The following is a 19,054-nucleotide window of genomic DNA, read 5'->3' on the forward strand; positions in this document are numbered from 1 at the left end:
ACGCATTTCGTCTTCAAGCTCTTCGCAAGGTCGCTCATACTCCACAAGCAAAGACTGATCTTCGCTTCCGGCTCGAAGCCTGTCGCGGAGCCTGACAGCGTCGCCATAGTTTTCTATGGCCTCATTCCACACGTGCGCGGGTGCGGAAATCGCTTCCGTCTATAAGGCTTTGGCACGCTCACTTTTATCCATGAGACGTCGACAAACATCATCCGACAAACCGGTGCCAGGCTGCTGTTCCTACCGGCCTATTCGCCTGACGTGTCTCGCAACGACCAACCGGAGCGTTTTGTCAGCCTTGTTTCAATCCAAGTCTGGAATAACTCGACATTCATTGGTGCGTTAAATGCGACAAGCTTTAGAGCCAGCGAATCGCCTAAAAAAATAGTCGAGCATTGGGAACCTGCCATGCCCCCGGGAGTTGGGCCCGGAAAATGCGAGCCTCACTGATCGGCGCGTGTTTTCACCCAGTGTCCAAACTCAGCCTCAGCCCCGCCTATGCGGGGCCTTTTTTTGGTCCTCACACCGTTACGGCAGTCACGTGCCTTTCGGATCCTGGAAGTTTTTCGGCCTTTTGGCTCTTGTGGAAACGGACATTGTCGGCAATGACGATGTCGCCCTTGGGTAGAGTTGGGACGAGTTGCTAACGATCCATGGCGCGACCATGGAATGCGATCTGAGGCCAGCGATAAACGTCTGCGTCATGGCTGGCTTGCGCCTTTCGATCCATGGACTTCTCGCCCGAGCGATTTCCGGACGAAGCTGCTCGCTTCCCATGAGAGGCATTGCAGTCATGCTCACGTCCGGCCGGGCTGCCTCCAGAGGCGTTCACGAAGCTCCTCAAAGAGTTCCCTTATGTCATCCAGCGCGCGCTCATATCGGGATCTTTGGGGCACTACCCTGGCGCCACCAATTGCGAACGAAAGCGCGGCTGTTACGACAGCGACAGCGACGAGACTTGACACGGGGTATAGCCTTACGGTTGCTTCCGTCTGTCTGGCAGCCTGGCGTGCGCTTCCCTTTGCCGCCTGCAAGGCCTCAGTTACCTGCTCGCGAAGACCTTCCAACTGCTTGCGCAAGGCGCCGAGCTCTTCCTCGGCATCGAAGTCTGAACCGGGCGGAATTCCGACCGATGCCGTGTTGGTATCGATGATACCGGTTGGCACGGGTTCACCAATCTTGGCGCTTTCTTGCCCGAGCGGCGAAGTCTCAGTTCGTTTGCGAGGTGGCATCTGCTTCTCCGTTATGAACGTCATCACAAACAACTGGAGCAGTTCTGGATTGAAACAAGCCGCGACGGAAGCGTTCAGCCAAATCTGCAGGTGCAACCGCCCTCACTCTCGACGGATCACCAATCGAAGCCGCGGGCCGGTTTCACTTGACATTGACATCCCGGCGTCGATTTGCATTAGTTATGTCTAAATTGCGTGACTTGGCTTAAACGAGCCTCGCGGAGACTATGGCGAGGCCCCGAGCATCGAGGGACTCATGGGCGTATTTGACAATGTCATTTCCAGCTTGTCCGCGCTGGAGGCAAGCATTGCTGCAATCAATGCGAAGCCGCTTGAAGCAAGATCAGAACCAATATCGCGCACATCTACAAAATCCCCTGCGCTGACGAAATCCAAGAGCGTCATGCGCCGTCGAGCAAAGAAGACGAAACCCGGGTCCAAAACTCTTCGTACCAACTAAATTTCATCACCCTGCGACCACGGGCTCGAATGCCGCCGCCCAGATGGGCATGGTTCCCATCGTGTCCTATGGTCTGCTATTAGGCAGCTCGAGGCGCTGTTTTTGGTCGCTAGTCAGCAACATTGTCATCCCGGCGGCGACAGCAGCGATGAGTGCTACCGCGAGATATATTCCTTCAAAACTTTGGGTAGAAGTCTTTATTAGGCCGCCGAAGATGTTGCCCGAGGCGCCGCCGAGTCCCTGAAGCACGGTACATATACCCATGACTGTTACGGCGATACGCGGTCCGGCGCGATGCGAGACATACGCGGGGAGGAGACCGTAGATCGGATAAAAACCGAGCGAAAAAGACACGACAGAAATGACGGAGAGCTCCAACGGTGCTTGGATATGCATCAAAAGGCCGGCCAAAACAAAGCACAGATAACACACAAGCATCGCCAGTCGCGATCCAAATCGCGACGCTATACTGCCCAAGACAAACCCGGCCGCTATGCCAACGGTACCGATCGTCGCCCAGAGCAATGAGACAGTACCAACCGTATAACCTCGTTCCTCGCGCAGAAGCGGCGACAGATAGGTGAGATATGGGAACGGCATGACGCCGTTAATAAATCCCAGTACAAAGACGAGGAAAACCCACGGCACCATCGCACGCAGACTTGGCCGCCTCTCCGCGAAGCCATCGGCTTGCGGGCCTTGAGCGAGACTTGAAAGCCCCGCTCGCTTGAATAGGATAGATGTGGTGATGGTCAACAAAACGGAAATCGCTCCGGTTATGTACCAGACAATTTGCCAACGGTCACTGCCGGCGAAGGCCGCCACCAGGGCGCTGTTTCCGAGTACCCCATAGGACGGTGCACTGGAAATCAGGCTCATGGCCAAGCCACGGCGCCTGATGCTCACGACCCGGGAGGCGAGATCGATCATTGGCACGAAAGTTGACGCTCCAGTCGAGCCGGCAATCATCAACAGACCGGCGAGGACATAAACATTCTCCGCAAGCGGGACAGTCGACAGTGACAACCCACAAAGGCCGACGGATCCCACCACCGTTCGGGCGGCACCGATACGATGAACGAGCCAGGTGCTGATCAATGCTGAGGCGACTGACGCAAGTTGGATAAGTCCGGTAACCGTGCCGACAAATGCGTAGTCGAATGCAAGGCTTCTGCGCATGTCGGGGATTATCTGCGGAAACAGGCTCAATCCGAAGCCATAACACGTGCCAACGCAAGCGATCATAACAGCGACCAGAAGCCCTTGGAGGTGATCGCTTGTCATGACAGGACCTCCGTCCGAAACCAAAGCTCATACTATCTACGAAGACTGTTGATAGTCCAGAGAACGGGGACTGGTCGTCGCGGCAGAGACAATAGCCAAACGCAGGCGGCTACCACCACGCCGGCCCATCGTCCATCGGTTCGTTGCTCTGAGGCAGGAGCACCCGCTAAGCTCGTTATCGGCCAGCCGGAAAGCCTGCGTTGCTAAGATGGTCGCCTATTTTGTCGGTCCAGCCTTTTTATGGCAGCTTCAAGTGGCCGTTGGCTGTCGCAATAATCCTTCCACGCGGAGCTTTTTCTGATGAGGGCGGGCACCGTTCGCACCGTGAACCGCGTAGGATCCAAATCGGCCTTCACCTGTGCCCAGGTCAAAGGCATTGATACGGTTGCGCCGGGACGGGCACGCGGTGACAATGGCCCAACAGCCGTTGCCATACGGTCATTGCGAAGATAGTCGAGAAAAATACGTCCATTCCTCAAGCTTTTCGTCATTTTGGTCAGGTAGAGATCAGGATTGTCCCGCGCCATTTGATGACAGACGTCATGCGCGAAGGTTTTGGCCTCGGTCCATGAAAGCGGCTTGCGTTTATTGACTGCAAGCGGCGTCACCACATGCAGGCCTTTTCCGCCAGTGGTTTTGCAGAAGCTGATAAGCCCGAGTTCATCAAGGCGATCGCGCATCTCCCGGGCAGCGTCAACGACGGCCGGAAACGGCAGGTCCGGGCCGGGATCCAGATCAAATACGAGACGTCCTGGGACCTCCGGTTGGTAAGGTTCGCAATTCCATGGGTGCAGTTCGACACCGCCAATCTGCGCGATCGCCGCAAGCCCCTCAATTCGGTCGACCTGGAGGTAAGGCTTCTTGTCGCCAAATACTTTCACGAGCTCAAGCAGGTTCGATGTTCCCGGCATTGCGTGACGTTGAAAAAACTGCTCTCCGGCAATGCCATCCGGTGTGCGAATGATCGAACATGGACGACCCTTTATGTGATCGATCAGCCAACCACCGACGGATTCATGATATCGCGCCAAGTCTTCCTTCGTAACCGGCCGGCCATCCCCGCCATCGGGCCACAACGGCTTATCTGGATGAGAAATAAGAACACCCATGACTTCGGCTTTCGCGCCCCTTCGACCGGCGGTCCGCTGTTTCTTTCCTACCTGTGGATCAGGTGTTTCCGTCTGTTCAGGCGAGGCTGCCCTCTCCGCTTTGACCTCGTTCGCCGGTTTGTCTTCCCGCAGCCCTTTGAAGGAGGCTTGGCGAACAAGGCCGTCGGATGTCCAGCCAGCGAATTCGATCTCGGCCACAAGGTCCGGCTTTAGCCAGACGACACCAGTTTCCTTTTTGGGCGCTCCAATCCCCGTAAACGGTGATTTAGAGGTCGTATCGACCTCCCTCAACCTTGGCATAAGTACATCGACAGTCTTTGCCCCGTAGCCCGTGCCAACCCTTCCAACGTAAACAAAATGCTCGCCACGGTAGACACCGACCAGCAAGGATCGAAACCTGCCGCCGGTCGTGGCGTAACCCCCGATCACGACCTCATGTCCGGCTCGACATTTGGACTTCGCCCAAGCGTCGCTTCGACCAGACTGATAGGGCGCATCGGCCTTTTTTGAAACGATTCCTTCGAGGGACAATTTGCAGGCGGAACGAAGCACGGCGTCGCCGCCCGTTTCGAAATGCTCGACGAAACGGAGTCGGGGCTCATTTCCAATTACGCTCAGCAAAGTGCGCAGACGGTCCTTGCGTCCGACCAATGGCATCGAGCGCAGATCCTCCTCCCCATCAAACAGCAGGTCAAAAGCAAAGTAGACCAGATTGCCAGTATTTCCCTCTGACAAGGCAGCCTGGAGTGCGGCAAAGTCCGGTGCGCCGTTTTCGTCAAGCGCACAGATTTCGCCGTCGATGATGCAATCAGGAAGTCCAGACGCCGCCGAGGCAATCTCGGAATATCTGGCCGTCCAGTCGAGACCCTTTCGCGTCTTGAGCATGACAGTTCCCGCGGCCACTCGCATCTGAATCCGATAGCCATCGAACTTGATCTCATGGAGCCAATTCTTGCCTGCCGGTGGCCTTGCTAATGTTTTACAGAGCTGAGGCGCTACGAAGTCAGGCAGGTCAGCCGGCGCCTTTTCCGCGTCGCCGGTTTTCTTTCGGCGTGCATCCGCGGCAAGCCCATTCTTGCTGTCCCAGACCGCGTCGGATTTCAGGTCGGCATTCGCCATCATGAACGGTTTTGGTTTGCGGCCCTTTCCATCCGCAATCTGATCCATCGTCCGACCGGACGCAATGGACGTCACATTCTGCTCAAGAATGGCATCTCCATTCTCCTCGACCGAATAGTCGTCGTGATGTTTGATCAGGAGCCAGTTTGTCCGCTTCCCGCCGTCGCGGTCACCGCGCATTTGCACCAGAACAAAGCTGCCGTGAAGACGCTTTCCGTGGAGTGTGAACTTGAAATCGCCTTTCTTCAGAGCGTCCTGAGGGGAACCCTTTCCCTCCGGTTCCCAGAATCCACGGTCCCATAGCATCACCGTGCCTCCGCCATATTGGCCCTTTGGGATCGTCCCTTCAAAATCGCCGTAGTCGAGGGGATGGTCTTCGACTTCGACCGCCAGCCGCTTGTCATGCGGATCCAGAGACGGACCCTTCGTAACTGCCCACGATTTGAAGACTCCATCAAGCTCCAGTCGGAGATCATAGTGAAGGCGGGTTGCGTCGTGTTTCTGGATTACAAAACGGAGACGATTGGATGCCTTCACGGGAACTCTGCCGCTCGGCTCCTCGGTTTGGTGAAAATCCCGCTTGGCACGATAGGTTGAAAGAGTATCGCTCATTATGACCTCCCTTCTTTCGTCGACATTCGTTGCTCATCCCACAAAGCTGCCGGTCTCAGGGGCCGATCGGGCAAAATCACCTCCACCCAACAGGTACGAACGCTTACGTGAGGTGAAATGGTTGAGAGAAATTGCCACCCAGTCATTCGCCACGAACGGTCTCCTGATCATCATGTCAGTGAGAGAAACGCTGGCCGCGGCAAGGAGTTTCGTGGTGCCGGGGAGCGCCCAACACCTCACCTGGCCAGGCAGGAACTGTGAGGATCCTCAAAGGTTGTATGAGAGCTGGCTCCCGGCGAAAGAAATTCCATTCCTGGATCTGCAAGCCGGCGAGGATGAAGCAGGAGGACAAGAATGACACGGATCACAGGATCATGTCGATGCGGACGCGTAACTTATAGCCTCGAAGGGGAAGCCACTCGCATAGGAATTTGTCACTGTACGGACTGTCGGCAGGAAAGCGGTTCGGCTTTCACATTCTTTGGTGTCTGGCCCGCTTCTTCCTTTTCAACGTCTGGGCAAACGGAGGTTCACGAGGGCCGGAGATTCTGCCCGACGTGTGGAAGTAGGATGTTCTCATACAATGATAATGAAGCAGAGGTAAAACTTGGAACGCTACGAGACGCCCCCACGGCTTTGGCGCCGACATACGAGCTGTGGGTCAAAAGGCGAGAGCATTGGCTTTCGCCGATCAATGACGCCGTTCAGTACACCGAAGACAAGATCGCCTGATTGAAAGGATCAGCCGTGCCCCCACGTTCAACGGACGATGTGCTACGCAGCTTCCGCTGCCAATAGAGTTTGCGCCCGGCACGGGCGTGAATCCTGTCGCGAAGGAGGGCCCTTGAACCTGCTGCAACCTCTGGCCGACGCGTCTTCAACTACGATGAGGATCGCAGGGAAGGCGTCATTTGGAAATGGGTGCCAGCAATCTGAACCACTGCCACCAGTCTTGCTCTGCTCTTAGCGGCGAGCGAGATGCAAATTTTGCAAGAAAGCGCCCCCGGCGTGTGGGAGGTCCGAGCCGGAGGCGCTTTACGACGGGGATTGGAACCACCACGATGAGAGACGTGGCTGCCGTGTTTCACCAGCATCAACCCTTTAGCGTTCGTTCCTGCCCTTTGCCTGTTCCGGGCGTAAGGTAACGGACTTTCCTTGCTGATCTTATGTGATCGCAGGGATCAACGAACCTTTTCCGTTCCACTGGGCGAATTGATCATCGTCTTTCCTCCACCGCTTCCACTTGCAGTCGGATCGCGATCGGTGGCTTGTGGTGGCCTTGAACCTCCACCGGCGGGATTGTCGTCAAACGTGCCTTTTCCAGATGGCTGCGCGTTGATCGGGTCGATCGCTGTTGATACGGTCGGCTTATGATCGACGTCAAGACTTTCCCCCCACCATTCGACCGCTCCCCAGGCAACGAACGCGAGGAGCAGACCTGACACCAGAACGATGAGGACCGGTTTACCGAAGTTCCCCTGTCTCGCCTCCGTGGCGGTTTCGGTTACCGTCTTCTGATCGCTTCCGGCGCTATCGGTTCTCATCGAAAACTCCATGAATAATTGACGAACGGGTAACCTTCGAAGAAACCAGATGTTCCCTCGACCGCACTGTGGGCCAGGGCCGAAGAAATCTTGGAAAGGCTGCGTTCTCACCCGCTCCGACAAGACTTTACCGCCCGCCAACGTCCAGCAGCTGCTCCAAAAGGGCCAGCCGTTCTTCACCAGAGTTTGTTCGCTCCTCAAAGATCAGCCTCCCTTCACGTAAGGAACTGGGGCGAATTCGATCAAAATGCTTCTTGATGTGCCGGGTGTCCTTGTTGTTGAAGGTCAACGCGATCCCTTTAGGACCTCCTTCGACGCTTCTGATGCCAAGCAGCTGCGCAGCTACTCTAACGCTCGTCAGGCGCAGCAAAAGCGCCAGATCGACCGGGAGGTCGCCAAACCGGTCGTCAAACTCTTCCGCGAGCGCCTCTACCTGATCCAGTGAGTCCGCTCGCAACAATCTTGAATACAGTCCGAGTCTGACGCCGGCGTCGCTGACATAGTCACCAGGAATTGCCCCTGATATGCCGAGGTTAACGTCGGTTTTAGACTGGCCGCTTTCTTTTCTTCCGGAGATCGCGCGCTCCAACAGGTCCTGATAAAGAGCGGTACCGATAACCTTTAGATGCCCTGACTGCTTGTCACCTTCGATCTCGCCACCGCCCCTGAGCTCCAGGTCGTCCAAACTGATCGACAGGCCGTCGCCAAGGCGATCATTGTCCAGGATGGTCGACAGCCGCGATCGGGTGGCATCTGCGAGGTTCCTGTCGGGCGGCAGGATCAGGTAGCATATGCCCTGAACCTTGGACCTTCCAACGCGGCCACGTAGTTGATAAAGTTGCGCAAGCCCGAAGCGGTCGGCACGCCAAATGAACATCGTGTTGGCGCGCGGCACATCAAGCCCGCTTTCAACGATATTGGTTGCGAGCAAGACGTCGCCATGTCCATCTGCAAAATCGACCATGATTTCATCCATCTCGACCGCCCGCATTTTCCCGTGCGCTACGCGGATCGTGAGTTCTGGTACGACATTGGCAAGCATAGCACGCAGTTCTTCGATATCTTCGATCCGCGGCGTAACAATGAAGCTCTGGCCGCCTCTGCGATATTCGCGAAGGAGCGCCACGCGGAGAGAAGCCTTGTCGAAGTCCGTCACCACCGTCCGCGCCGGTCTTCGCTCCGCCGGCGGGGCGGTCAGCAGGCTGGTGTCCTGAATTCCAATCAATGCGGTCTGCAGGGTTCGCGGTATTGGCGTAGCCGACATCATTATCGTATGGATGGCAGGCGCCAGCTCCTGCAGGGCTTGTTTATCCCGAACACCGAAACGATGTTCTTCGTCAATAATCAGCAACCACAAACGGGGCAGTGAAATGTCTTTGGCGAGTATCGCTTGTGTAGCAACGACGACACTGATGTCGCCGTTTTTCAAACCCGCCTTAACGCGCTTCGCCTCTTTCGGGGAGACGACCCGTGACAACATCGCCACTTCTATTCCCATGCCGGCAAATCGTCTGCTGAACGTCACGAAATGTTGCCTTGTCAGGACAGTGGTTGGCGATACAACGACGACTTGTCCCCCTGCAAGTGCGACAGCGGCGGCCGCTCGAAGCGCCACCTCAGTCTTTCCGAAACCCACATCACCGCAGACGAGCCTGTTCATCACCACGCCGGATGCAAGATCAGTCATGACGGCTTGGATAGCCGCAGCCTGATCCGGTGTTTCTCCATAGGGAAAACGGGAAGCGAATCTAGCATATCGGGCCCGAGGCGGCTTCACCGCTTGCGCCGGAGACGCTTGGCGGTTTTCGGCAGCTTTTTTCAAATGACGAACCGCCGCGCGGATGTCTTTATCTACCAATGCCCGTTTCTTCTTCCAACCATCGGTATGCAACCGGTCGAGAGGAACAGCAGTGGCGTTGGAGCCATATCGCCAGATCTTACCGAAGTCGTCCGTCGGCACAAGGATCGATGCTTCGCCATAATAGACGAGACGTGCCGCATCGCGAGTTTCGCCCTCAACCTCAACTGTTTCCAATCCGCACAGTCTGCCTATGCCGTAATCCTCATGAACGACCAAATCGCCAAGCTCGAGGTCTGGTTCGGTATTTATCCCGACCTGTGAGTACTGCGTTGGTATCGCCCGCCCCACAATGTCTGCCGTTCCAAGCATGGCGAGTCTTTGGTGGTGGTCAATAAAGCCATGATGCAGACTACGGGAAAGCCTCAGCAGACTTCCCGGCGGCGCGGTTTGATGGTCCAGCCATGTTCCGATCGGTTGAATGCTGAAGCCTGTCTGTTGCACCAATCGTTGGGTAGCGCGCTCGATATCGACCGACTCTCCTGCCAAGACGATGGTCCATCCTGAACGAATATGATCTTCGACGAAAGTCCGGAGTGCTTTGCCCGGACTGACAAATTCGCTAAATTGCGGAACTTCTTGAGCCGCGGTCGTGTCGATCGCAAAAGAAGGCAACTTGTTGATGAAAAACGTCCATTGGGCTTCATCGATATAGAGCGAGTGCTCGAAAGCTCGTCCGCCGAAAGCCACATGGGCGTGACGAGCATCATCAATCAATTCGAGGTAGAACGGCAATCGACGAAAGGTTTGGTCAGGCAGCGCTATCTTGACGTTTTCCAGAATGTCGAATGCGCTCGGGAGTTCGCCATATTGTCGAAAAAGCCGATTGTACATTGCGTCCGCCGTGTTGGCCGGGTCGTCCTTTTCTTCGTCGCGGCCAATTACCGCCTCCGACGCAGGTCCGAAAACCATCTCCTCCAGGGCCTTTGTCGTCCTTTGGCTGGTTGGATCGTAAAACCAAAGTTCCGAGATCAAAGTGTTGCGCAAGGTGACACGCACTGGGAAACGGCCGCCGGCTGGAAAGATGTCGATTAGACCGTCGCGAAATGCGAATTCTCCGGGCTCGTCGACATTTCCGTCTTCATAATATCCGGTCCGCTTCGCGAAGGCCAGAAACGTGGTTATGTCGAAGCTCTCGCCGATCGCCAGGCGATACCAAGTGTCTCGGATGACCCCTAGTGGTGGTACCTTCTGCACCATTGCTTCGAGGGAGGTTACAAGAAGCTTGGGTCCTGTTGGGCTTTCGAGCCAGACCCTGAGAGCGTCCATGCGCCGGCCCATGCTGTGTCTTGAGGGTGGAGCGCGATCGTAGGGCAGGCAGTCCCAAGCAGGAAGCATAACGACCGGAGCGATCGGGTTCATCTCCATAACAGCGCTCGCGATCTGGGTCGCCGCCAACTCGCTTGAAGCAACATAGACCAGATTATGCGTGCTTTCCTGCAGCTCTCTCAAAAGGCTTGCTGCCACGAAAGCTGGAGGTGGCAAGCTATCGGAAGCGGGGCCGTTGGCAATGTCAGTCGCGGCGTTGGCTTCCATCAATTATATATTTCCAATCAGATAGCAGCGTGTGTGATTTTGAGACCGGCGCTTTTCACCAGGAAATTCGCTCTCCATCCAACGAGCTGAAATCCGCTCGCGACAGTGCACGTTAACCCGCTGGCCGCTTTTGACGTCGACAGGGGTGAAGTTTGAAGGTACCAGGAAAATCAATCATGTCAGCTTTCCGACAAGCTCAGCATAATCAGAAAACGTGAAATTCCTGCCCCGCTGCGCGGCTTCGTTGGCGAGGACGAGAACGCGGATCGGAAACAAGGTTGCCGCGCGATTCGAATTCGAGAGTTCGTGATCATCATCTTCGGCCACGGCCCTTTCAGCGCGGCCGAGTGCCGCTGCGATGTCCTGGTGGGTAAATGCGCCCTTCGCTACAAGAGCGTTGGAAAGCGCTGCGACTGCCATGATCAGTCCCTCGAGCTGTAGATTGGCGGTGTTCACAGTTGGCTCCTATGGGTTGGTAGAATTTGGCGTGGCAACTCTCTTCTGCAACCAACGAAAGACTCTGATCTCTTCAACATCCATCCATTCCAAGAGCCGCTCGCTTCTTGTCTTCAATTGTAAAACATCCCGCAGTTTTCCTTCGCGAAAGTCGTCGAAAACCGCGGGATGAATATAGGAAGATCGGCAGACAGAGCGGGTGTTAACAAGCTTTGCCGCGACCTGGTCAATTGCTTCGTTCAATTGTGTGGCGATCCCCCTTTTGGAGGCGGCGGCTTCAACTGGCGCAAGTGCAGCGACAGCCATGCAAGTCCCGCCCCAGGTTCGAAACTGTCTTGAGCTGAAATCCTCTCCCGTGACGTCGCGGATGTAGCCATTCACGTCGTGGGAAGAGATCGGACGACAGCCTCCCTCATCGCAAACATATTGAAATAGATGTTGACCGGGCAACTCCTGGAGCTTTCTTACAACATTTGCGATGCGACGATCACGATGGGAAAGATTCCACTCTTTGCCCGACTTGCCTTTGAACTTGAACTTGACATTCCCTCCATCAACTTTCACGTGGCGGTTTCGGAGCGTGGTCAGCCCGTATGAACGGTTCTCCTCGGCATAGGCGACGTTACCGATACGGATATAGAGATTGTCCAGCATCCAAACGACTGTTGCGAGCGCTTTGTCCATGGTGAGCCCTCGGGATCTCAGATCGAGATCCACTCTCTCGCGAAGGTCCGGTAGCCGTGCAGCGAAATCAACGAGACGTTCAAACTTCGCCCGTCCCCGCTCCATGTGCCATTCCGCGTGATAGCGGTACTGCCTCCGCCCACGTGCATCGGTTCCGACCGCTTGGAGGTGGGACAGCGGGTTCGTGGAGATAACGACGTCGGTATAGGCGGGTGGGATGGCCAAGGCATTCAGACGTGTGATTTCGGCTGGATCAGTGACACGTCGACCGTCCGGCATATAATACAGAAAGCCTTTTTTGCCCGGCCGTCGCGTGAAGCCGCTTTCGAGAGAAGACAGATAAACGAGGCCGGATGCCAGCTTTGCGCCCGCAGCGGCAGTCCTTACAGCATCTTTGGAAAGCATCTGGTTCATGACATGCGTAACTCCGGTCCCGGCCTTCCGGTTCCGGGTGCTAGTGAAGCCAAGAACGTCGGGCAGGTTTGGCCACACCAGGCATCACGCGATAGTATCTGCTGCGGGCGTCATCGGCGCGCGATGTTTTGAGCTCTTCCTCAAGAGCCTGACGAAGAGCCTTCGTGCACGGCCGCGCCGTAACCGAGGACCCTGTGGTCCTCTTTCGGCTTGCGGGTTATAGAATAGCAATAGCGCCGGTAAGCTCGGCGAGAGCCATTCTTCGCTCAGGACCTCCGCGCGGAGCTTGCTTCCGAGCTCCGGGCTCATGTCGTCTCGCAGGGCGATTGATGGTCGTCACGGCATCTTGTCATCGCGGTTCCAAGCAGCTTGGTCGATCGAGAACCTTCAGCATTGCGTCTGGTCGATGTACATATCAGGGCGGCCCGAGGAGCCAGCTACCGATCGCAAGTCCAACGGCAACAAGGACAAGGCAGACGACAATGATGCCTAACGGCACGACGCGGCCCGTCTGCGATATTGTCCGTGCGGATCCTGGCTCACGCATGGCGACGTCGTAGTTCTGCTGGATGTCCGGCTTCAATCCTGATCGATCTTCAATGGCCATACCTGCCTGCTCCGGCGATATTGGCACTCCGCCGGCCTCTGCATCGGTTTCCATCGGTGCCGCAGCGGGATCAAAGCCTGATCGGCGATCGCCGCTCTGCCCGGATTGAATCTGTCCGCGCACCTGAGCACCGGTTCTTTCTTCTTGTTTTGTCATTGCTATTCTCCCACTTCAGTTTTGGGCTGCCGGATTTTAACTCAGGCCGACGACGACGAGCGATCCCACCGTGATCACCACGCCGATCATTAGTGTTGCAACTACGTAGATCATCAGCGGTCGATGTGAGGATCCCGGGTCCATTGTTGATTTCCTCTCTAAGTTGCCTGGCGTGCGAAGGCGACGACTGGGCCGGCGATGCGGTAAGCTGCTGCGTTGTCGATCTTTCGCCCACTCAAACCGTGCCAGAAGATCGAAGTTCCACCGAATCCTCGTTCGAGCGTTTTGCAGCTGGGCGGAACATCTTGGAGCGAGCGCAGGTCCAATTGGAGCAAATCATGAAAAACTCCCCATCGCACTCTTCTGGCTTGCCTGATTGCCCTCCCCGCTTTCACTTCGGGCGACGTCGACGGACAGCACGCCTCTGACTTCGCTGGGAAGGCGGCTATGTCAACATGTTCGAGATCGAGACAGCGAAAATCGATATTGCCCAAGGAAGGGCCGGAAGATGCCAGGTAGTTCGCGCAGGACATGCTCAAAGACCGTGGAAAGCAGCTGAGCGATGCAGCGAAAAAGGACGGTACCGACCGAGCTTGACAGTCAGCACCACAAAATTCTCGTAGCGCTGGAGAACAGTGACGCAGCGAACCTTGATCAGACTATCTGTCGACGAAATTACCCACCCACCACATCAGCGATGGCGAGAGGTTTCCGAAAACCTCTAACCCGATGCTCTGCGGCGACTGCCAACAGCCCGCGGCGTTCGGTAACCGCCGAATCTCAGGTTGTCGGACGCACGAATGAGTACAATGTTAGGCGAGCACGCGACCGTTTTGTCGAGGATCCCAAAGGTTCTGTTCTGCAGGATTGCGAAGCCGCGATTGCCGGAGCAAAGGCTGTCGCCCGCGAAGAGACGGAAAGGACACGCCCGCAGCCCATGGGGCGATGCGCGCCCTTGTCCGATTGGGTGGCTCTAACTCTCCTGCTTCTTCGCCAACAGCCGCGCTTTCCTCAAACGCTCGGTCTTTGCTTCGCGCTTCCGTCGCTCCTCATCTGCGACCTGCCTTGCGAAGCGGGAGGTTTCCTCAAATGCCTCCAAGCGCTGCTGCTTGCTACTTCTTGAAGGTTTGCGGGTGTCGCCTTCATACATTCGATCGTCCCGTTTATAGCTATACTCGACTGCCGGCTCTTATGGACGGCGATGGTTTCACTGCTTCTTCACCTTATCGCCACGGTCGCCTTGGCCTGGTTTGGCTGCATGTTGCGCTTTATGTCGGCGATCCGCCGACAGTGATTTGCTGACGTCAGTCGACTCCTTGAATCGGCCGCCTTCGTCGCGACGCACGTATCTTTTGTCTGAGGCGGTATCGACGAGTTCTCTTCTGGACATGAAACATCTCCTTTGTTTCCCCAGGGAAAACGCTTCGGCAAGGAAGAGTGTTCAGTACGCTAGCGTACCTGTCGTACGAACCAGAGAAGTAGCCGAGCGTGCGAATGATCGATGGTTCGAGCGTCAGGACACACAACCCAGACATGATCGGGTGCCGAACCAGCCTGTTTGGCATTGATGGCTACCTCATTCCGATGTCGCTCGATACCTGCCTCGGCCGACGTGCGAAGGCTGTTCGGGAACCTTCGTTCTCGCTGCTTGTTGAGACGCGGTTTAAGATATTAGACAGGAGATCGAGCGTGATCAAACCTGACACGGAGCGGAAAAATGAGCCATTCATTGCTCCATCTGCAGACAGCCCGAAGGAAAACCAGAGAAAGCGACGAGCAGCCAGCGGTTTGGTTGGAATCATCATTGTCGCAGTAGCGACCTTTTTCCTGCTTTACATCTGGATTGTAATTTATGGCCTCTCGGCAAGCTGGCTTAACTCCGGATGATTTGGTCGACTGCCCCTACCGAGTCAAATGTGCGTCACATCAATGTTCCCCGAGCGGGTGCGGCTGGGGCAATACGGCAGCTTCTCCTCGGCGACGCAATTCAGTCCTCGCGCTGAACCGAATGTCTGGATCTCGGTCCTGGCCGATGAGCCGCGAGGGCACAAATGCCACCGGTGGGTTTGAGTAGGCCAGATGCGACGCCTTCCAAAACGGCGCTGATGGCACATTGGCATCGATGAGGTGATGGACGGCCTGTCGGCCGAAATCCCTGGCCAGGATTGACCAAGAGCGCACCACGCGACCTTGACACGTGCTACAGGGCGTCTGCTTGAAGTTCGACGTCTTGCTACCCACCTCACAAACATCGAAGCGGCCAGTTCCGGCCGTCCCAAGATCGATGACCCGTACACGAGGGCTTGTGATTTCAGTCATCGATGACATGGCGACAACTCAAGATGTCCCTTAGAAGCGGCCCCTCCGCAGGGTTTGCCTCGCCATCAGTGACTCAACGCTTTGGCTATTTCCAACGCCAGTTGATCCTGGGAATATGGTTTGCTCAGCCTGTGAGCGTCAACGTGCATCCCATTTGGCAAATCCGCATAACCAGTCGCGAGCAGGACGGGAAGATCGGGACGAATTTCACGAGCCGCCTTGGCCAGATCGGCCCCATTCATTCCAGGCATGGAGAAATCCGTGATCATCAAATCGAAATCCTGACCATTTTGAAGGACCTGAATTGCCTCTGCGCCGGAGTGAACTTCAACGACTTCGTGGCCGAGATCGGTCACCATGTCCGCAGAGCTCATCGCGATCAGAATATCATCATCGACCAGCAGGATGCGCTTCGGGCCACTATCAGTCGGAGGCTCGATCTGTAGTTGCAACGGTTTTAGCAGCTGTTCTTCCCTGGCCTGTGCGACGGGCATCCATAATTCCGCCGTCGTTCCGGCGCCCGGCGAACTTTTCAGCCGAAAATGACCATTGAGTTGTAAAGCCAGCCCGTGGATCATCGAGAGACCGAGGCCCGTTCCCTTGCCGAGCTCCTTGGTCGAAAAGAACGGTTCGATGGCTTTGCTGAGCGTGTCCGGATCCATGCCGTAACCCGTATCGGTCACCGACAGGACCACGTATCGGCCAGGTCCGAGATCATCATCCAAATCGTCGACGGCCTCCTCCCTGAGGGCGACCGTCAACGTGCCTCCCTCGGGCATGGCATCGCGGGCGTTGACCGCCAGATTGAGCAGCGCCAATTCCACCTGATTGGCATCCGCCAAAACCCGTGGCAGGTCTTCCGGTATTTCTCGGAGGAGAGTGACCATCGGTCCGATTGATCTTTTCAATAGCTCTTCCATATCGGCCACCAACGACCTCATGTCGACGGACTTGACCTGCAGGTCCTGCCGCCGGGCGAATGCCAGCAGCCGTTGCGTCAACGAGGCGCCTCGCTTTGCACCCTGAACCGCGCCCTCGATCAAACGCTGCATGCGAGGATCGTCACCAACATTCTTGCGAATGAGGTCGAGATTACCGAGGACCGCCATCAGGAGATTATTAAAGTCGTGGGCGACACCCCCGGTGAGTTGACCGATCGCTTCCAGCTTCTGGGCCTGTCGGAGTTGCTCTTCCGCTTTTTCGCGCTGTGCGACCTCCGCCATGACAGCTGCGTGGGCCGCTTCCAGTTCCGCTGTTCGGGCTGCAACGCGCTCCTCGAGGACTTCGTTCAGCTTTTTCTGCTGCTCCTCGGCATTGCGCCGATCTGTGATGTCGGCCAATACGCCGACAAGTTTGACAGCCTCGCCACTACGATTTCGATAGAGCTGCGCCCTCATCTCCGCCCAGTGTACAGAACCGTCCGGCCAGATGGTACGGTATTCGATTGAGTAATCAGCACCCGTGTCGATGGTGGTAGCGACCGCAGCTTTCATTCGGTCGAGATCTTCGGGATGGATCGTGAAGAGAAGATCCTCGTAGGTGAATCGGTCCTCAGCCCCTCTGCCGAATATCGCGCGGCAAGTCTGAGATGTGGTGAGGACGTTGGTAGCGAGGTCGAGCTCCCACGCGCCGAGTCTGCCGGCCTTGAGTGCGGTCTGGAGCCGTCGCTCGCTTTCGTTCAGGGCCTCGATGCGCAGCCGAGCCTCAAATTGTCTGCGGCGGCCGCGCATCGCGGTATGTGCGATGCTGACAAATGTCGTGGCATGAAAAGGCCGCTCGAGGAAGCTGACATTGCCGAGAACCTCAGACAGGCGCGCGGCGGCGGGGTTGCGTTCGGGTCCACCCCCGCGATGGGTGAAGACGATAAACGGCATATCCGACCAGCTGGGCTGATTCCTGATCCATTCGGCAAGCGGTTTCAGATCTGCGGAACGGAGCGTCTCTTCCGTCAGAACGACAAATCCCGTGTTCTCGCCGATCCTCTGCAGCAGTTGCTGTAGGTCATTGACCGATTCCGAAGCCAATCCGGCTTCGGCAAGTAGTGCCTTTGCAATCTCGGCGTCACGGCCGGATGGAGCAAGCACAAGAATGGTCGTCGATAGGTCAGGAATCTTAATCATCCTCCGGCTGAGACAGCAGCTCTTCGCCTTTGCCCATGTAACTCGGAACCCCTCTTAGGACGCCCTGAAATTCGGAAAGCGGGGCTCCAAGGGTCAGGCCACATTCGCTGATCGTGAATTCCCGGATCGTGTCCTCGTGCTTTCCGGTGCGCTTCTTGATTACGGAAACAGCACGACGGATCTTTCCGAGCGCCTCGAAATAGCGCAGAAGCACAACCGTATCGGCAAGGTAGGTAACGTCGACCGGCGTCTTCATGTCGCCGACGAGACCGTGCTGAGCGACGGTCAGGAACGTCGTCGCGCCCTGCCTGTTCAAGTATTGAAGTAACTCATGCATATGCAGGATGAGCGCGTTCTCTTCCGGCATAGCGGCCTGATAGCCGTTGATGCTGTCCACCACGACAATCTTAGCGTCGAAATCGGACACGCGATCACGCACGCGCTGAGCGAACTCGCCGGGTGAGACCTCGGCCGCATCGAGCTGCTCTATATGGATCAGCCCCTGATCTCTCATCTTTTCGAGATCGATTCCTAAAGCCTTCGTTCGGTCAAACAGGAGGGAAAGTTCCTCATCGAACACGAAAACCACAGCTCGCCCTCCGCGCTTGACGAGAGCGTCCACGAACTGAAGCGCAAAAAACGTCTTGCCGGTTCCGGCCGGCCCGATCAGCAGCGTGCTGGATCCCTGTTCGATCCCTCCCCCAAGCAAACCGTCAAGCTCGGCAACGCCACTTCCAAGCGTGCTTCGGTGAAAGTCGGTTCTGTGCTCGATAGCGCGCAATCTCGGAAAAACCACGACGCCGCCGGTGTTGATGATGAAATCATGGTACCCACCCCGGAAAGCCTGCCCACGATACTTGACGATGCGTAATCGCCGCCGCTCTGAACCGTAGTCCGGCGCCAACTGTTCGAGGTGCACCACGCCGTGAACGACACTATGGACTGTCTTGTCCATCGTGTCCGATGTCATGTCATCGAGCAGCAACACGGTCGCACCGGACTTTGCAAAGAAATGCTTCAAGGCCAGGATCTGGCGGCGATAGCGGAGCGAACTTTGTGCCAAAAGCCTGATTTCAGACAGGCTGTCTATGACGACGCGTGCGGGCTTTAGCCGCTCGAACGCCTCGAAGATCATCTTGGTCGTCTCGCCAAGTTCCAGATCCGAGGAGTAAAGCAGGCTTTGTTGCTGGTCAGCGTCAAGCAGGCTCTCCGGCGGCACCAGCTCGAATATCTCGATGCTGTCGTTCAGTTCAAGCTCATGAGACGCTGCGCTGCTCCGCAGTTCTTCTTCTGTTTCCGACAAGGTGATGTAAAGACAGCGCTCGCCAAGTGCAGCCCCCTCGAGCAAGAACTGCAATGCAATGGTGGTCTTTCCCGTACCGGGCGCCCCTTCGAGAAGAAAGACATGACGGCGGGTCAATCCTCCCGACAGTATCTCGTCGAGACCAGCGACACCCGTTCTTGCCTTTTCCTCTCTGCCTTTCGTCATTATAGGTCCGCTCCCTCAGCCGCAGATGGTATCAATAGAATTTCAATCTGCTTGA

At 56.4% G+C, this 19,054-nt stretch carries 14 protein-coding genes and 1 pseudogene; 2 read left to right on the top strand and 13 right to left on the bottom strand.

Annotation, left to right across the window (positions count from 1 at the left end; genetic code table 11):
• Positions 1-559: 559 nt before the first annotated feature.
• From FHX16_RS31565 to ligD, 5 genes and pseudogenes are all read right to left on the bottom strand, one after another.
• A pseudogene (locus FHX16_RS31565) lies at positions 560-702 on the bottom strand (IS630 family transposase); the annotation flags it as partial.
• A gap of 95 nt (positions 703-797) precedes the next feature.
• Positions 798-1,232 (bottom strand): hypothetical protein, encoded by a 435-nt coding sequence (locus tag FHX16_RS17655; protein WP_259129549.1) that lies wholly within the window; start codon positions 1,230-1,232, stop codon positions 798-800.
• Between the two features lie 225 nt (positions 1,233-1,457).
• Positions 1,458-1,637, bottom strand: a complete 180-nt coding sequence (locus FHX16_RS17660) for a hypothetical protein (protein ID WP_259129550.1) — start codon at positions 1,635-1,637, stop codon at positions 1,458-1,460.
• A gap of 121 nt (positions 1,638-1,758) precedes the next feature.
• The gene (locus FHX16_RS17665; protein ID WP_259129551.1) at positions 1,759-2,976 is read right to left on the bottom strand and encodes an MFS transporter; all 1,218 of its coding nucleotides are present in this window, start codon (positions 2,974-2,976) and stop codon (positions 1,759-1,761) included.
• A gap of 203 nt (positions 2,977-3,179) precedes the next feature.
• Positions 3,180-5,816: a DNA ligase D gene (gene ligD, locus FHX16_RS17670; protein WP_259129552.1), complete on the bottom strand. Its 2,637-nt coding sequence runs from the start codon at positions 5,814-5,816 to the stop codon at positions 3,180-3,182.
• 354 nt (positions 5,817-6,170) lie between these two features.
• Between ligD and FHX16_RS17675 the strand changes: the two genes are divergently transcribed.
• Positions 6,171-6,548 (top strand): GFA family protein, encoded by a 378-nt coding sequence (locus FHX16_RS17675; protein ID WP_183756160.1) that lies wholly within the window; start codon positions 6,171-6,173, stop codon positions 6,546-6,548.
• A gap of 449 nt (positions 6,549-6,997) precedes the next feature.
• Here the strand turns inward: FHX16_RS17675 and FHX16_RS17680 are convergent, their stop codons facing one another.
• The 6 genes from FHX16_RS17680 to FHX16_RS17705 form a co-directional block, all read right to left on the bottom strand.
• Entirely contained in the window at positions 6,998-7,360 is a 363-nt protein-coding gene (locus FHX16_RS17680) for a hypothetical protein (RefSeq protein WP_183756159.1), read from the bottom strand.
• A gap of 127 nt (positions 7,361-7,487) precedes the next feature.
• Positions 7,488-10,754, bottom strand: coding sequence for a DEAD/DEAH box helicase (locus FHX16_RS17685; protein WP_259129627.1), 3,267 nt, complete (start codon positions 10,752-10,754; stop codon positions 7,488-7,490).
• A 174-nt stretch (positions 10,755-10,928) separates the two neighbouring features.
• The gene (locus tag FHX16_RS17690; RefSeq protein ID WP_183756157.1) at positions 10,929-11,210 is read right to left on the bottom strand and encodes a hypothetical protein; all 282 of its coding nucleotides are present in this window, start codon (positions 11,208-11,210) and stop codon (positions 10,929-10,931) included.
• 9 nt (positions 11,211-11,219) lie between these two features.
• On the bottom strand, positions 11,220-12,308 hold the full coding sequence (locus FHX16_RS17695) for a DNA topoisomerase IB (protein ID WP_183756156.1): 1,089 nt from the start codon (positions 12,306-12,308) through the stop codon (positions 11,220-11,222).
• 415 nt (positions 12,309-12,723) lie between these two features.
• Positions 12,724-13,071 carry a hypothetical protein gene (locus tag FHX16_RS17700; protein WP_259129553.1) on the bottom strand — a complete coding sequence of 116 codons (348 nt, stop codon included), beginning with the start codon at positions 13,069-13,071 and terminating at the stop codon, positions 12,724-12,726.
• 1,207 nt (positions 13,072-14,278) lie between these two features.
• Positions 14,279-14,461, bottom strand: coding sequence for a hypothetical protein (locus tag FHX16_RS17705; protein ID WP_183756154.1), 183 nt, complete (start codon positions 14,459-14,461; stop codon positions 14,279-14,281).
• A gap of 104 nt (positions 14,462-14,565) precedes the next feature.
• Between FHX16_RS17705 and FHX16_RS17710 the strand changes: the two genes are divergently transcribed.
• Positions 14,566-14,958 (top strand): hypothetical protein, encoded by a 393-nt coding sequence (locus FHX16_RS17710; protein WP_183756153.1) that lies wholly within the window; start codon positions 14,566-14,568, stop codon positions 14,956-14,958.
• Positions 14,959-15,455: 497 nt separating this feature from the next.
• On the opposite strand, the gene FHX16_RS17715 is transcribed toward FHX16_RS17710, so the two are convergent.
• Both FHX16_RS17715 and FHX16_RS17720 read right to left on the bottom strand, forming a co-directional pair.
• Positions 15,456-17,510 carry a response regulator gene (locus FHX16_RS17715; RefSeq protein ID WP_259129555.1) on the bottom strand — a complete coding sequence of 685 codons (2,055 nt, stop codon included), beginning with the start codon at positions 17,508-17,510 and terminating at the stop codon, positions 15,456-15,458.
• Positions 17,503-18,999 carry an ATPase domain-containing protein gene (locus tag FHX16_RS17720; RefSeq protein WP_259129557.1) on the bottom strand — a complete coding sequence of 499 codons (1,497 nt, stop codon included), beginning with the start codon at positions 18,997-18,999 and terminating at the stop codon, positions 17,503-17,505. Before FHX16_RS17720 ends, FHX16_RS17715 begins: the two co-directional genes overlap by 8 nt.
• Positions 19,000-19,054: the final 55 nt, after the last annotated feature.

It is taken from the genome of Rhizobium sp. BK661 (genome assembly GCF_024808825.1).
Lineage (GTDB): Bacteria > Pseudomonadota > Alphaproteobacteria > Rhizobiales > Rhizobiaceae > Rhizobium.

What these genes read in the sequence shown, in the direction of transcription:
- FHX16_RS17655 (WP_259129549.1), bottom strand. Translation starts at nt 1,232, where the DNA reads ATGCCACCTCGCAAACGAACTGAGACTTCGCCGCTCGGGCAAGAAAGC.
- FHX16_RS17660 (WP_259129550.1), bottom strand. Translation starts at nt 1,637, where the DNA reads ATGACGCTCTTGGATTTCGTCAGCGCAGGGGATTTTGTAGATGTGCGC.
- FHX16_RS17665 (WP_259129551.1), bottom strand. Translation starts at nt 2,976, where the DNA reads ATGACAAGCGATCACCTCCAAGGGCTTCTGGTCGCTGTTATGATCGCT.
- ligD (WP_259129552.1), bottom strand. Translation starts at nt 5,816, where the DNA reads ATGAGCGATACTCTTTCAACCTATCGTGCCAAGCGGGATTTTCACCAA.
- FHX16_RS17675 (WP_183756160.1), top strand. Translation starts at nt 6,171, where the DNA reads ATGACACGGATCACAGGATCATGTCGATGCGGACGCGTAACTTATAGC.
- FHX16_RS17680 (WP_183756159.1), bottom strand. Translation starts at nt 7,360, where the DNA reads ATGAGAACCGATAGCGCCGGAAGCGATCAGAAGACGGTAACCGAAACC.
- FHX16_RS17685 (WP_259129627.1), bottom strand. Translation starts at nt 10,754, where the DNA reads ATGGAAGCCAACGCCGCGACTGACATTGCCAACGGCCCCGCTTCCGAT.
- FHX16_RS17695 (WP_183756156.1), bottom strand. Translation starts at nt 12,308, where the DNA reads ATGAACCAGATGCTTTCCAAAGATGCTGTAAGGACTGCCGCTGCGGGC.
- FHX16_RS17700 (WP_259129553.1), bottom strand. Translation starts at nt 13,071, where the DNA reads ATGACAAAACAAGAAGAAAGAACCGGTGCTCAGGTGCGCGGACAGATT.
- FHX16_RS17705 (WP_183756154.1), bottom strand. Translation starts at nt 14,461, where the DNA reads ATGTCCAGAAGAGAACTCGTCGATACCGCCTCAGACAAAAGATACGTG.
- FHX16_RS17710 (WP_183756153.1), top strand. Translation starts at nt 14,566, where the DNA reads ATGATCGATGGTTCGAGCGTCAGGACACACAACCCAGACATGATCGGG.
- FHX16_RS17715 (WP_259129555.1), bottom strand. Translation starts at nt 17,510, where the DNA reads ATGATTAAGATTCCTGACCTATCGACGACCATTCTTGTGCTTGCTCCA.
- FHX16_RS17720 (WP_259129557.1), bottom strand. Translation starts at nt 18,999, where the DNA reads ATGACGAAAGGCAGAGAGGAAAAGGCAAGAACGGGTGTCGCTGGTCTC.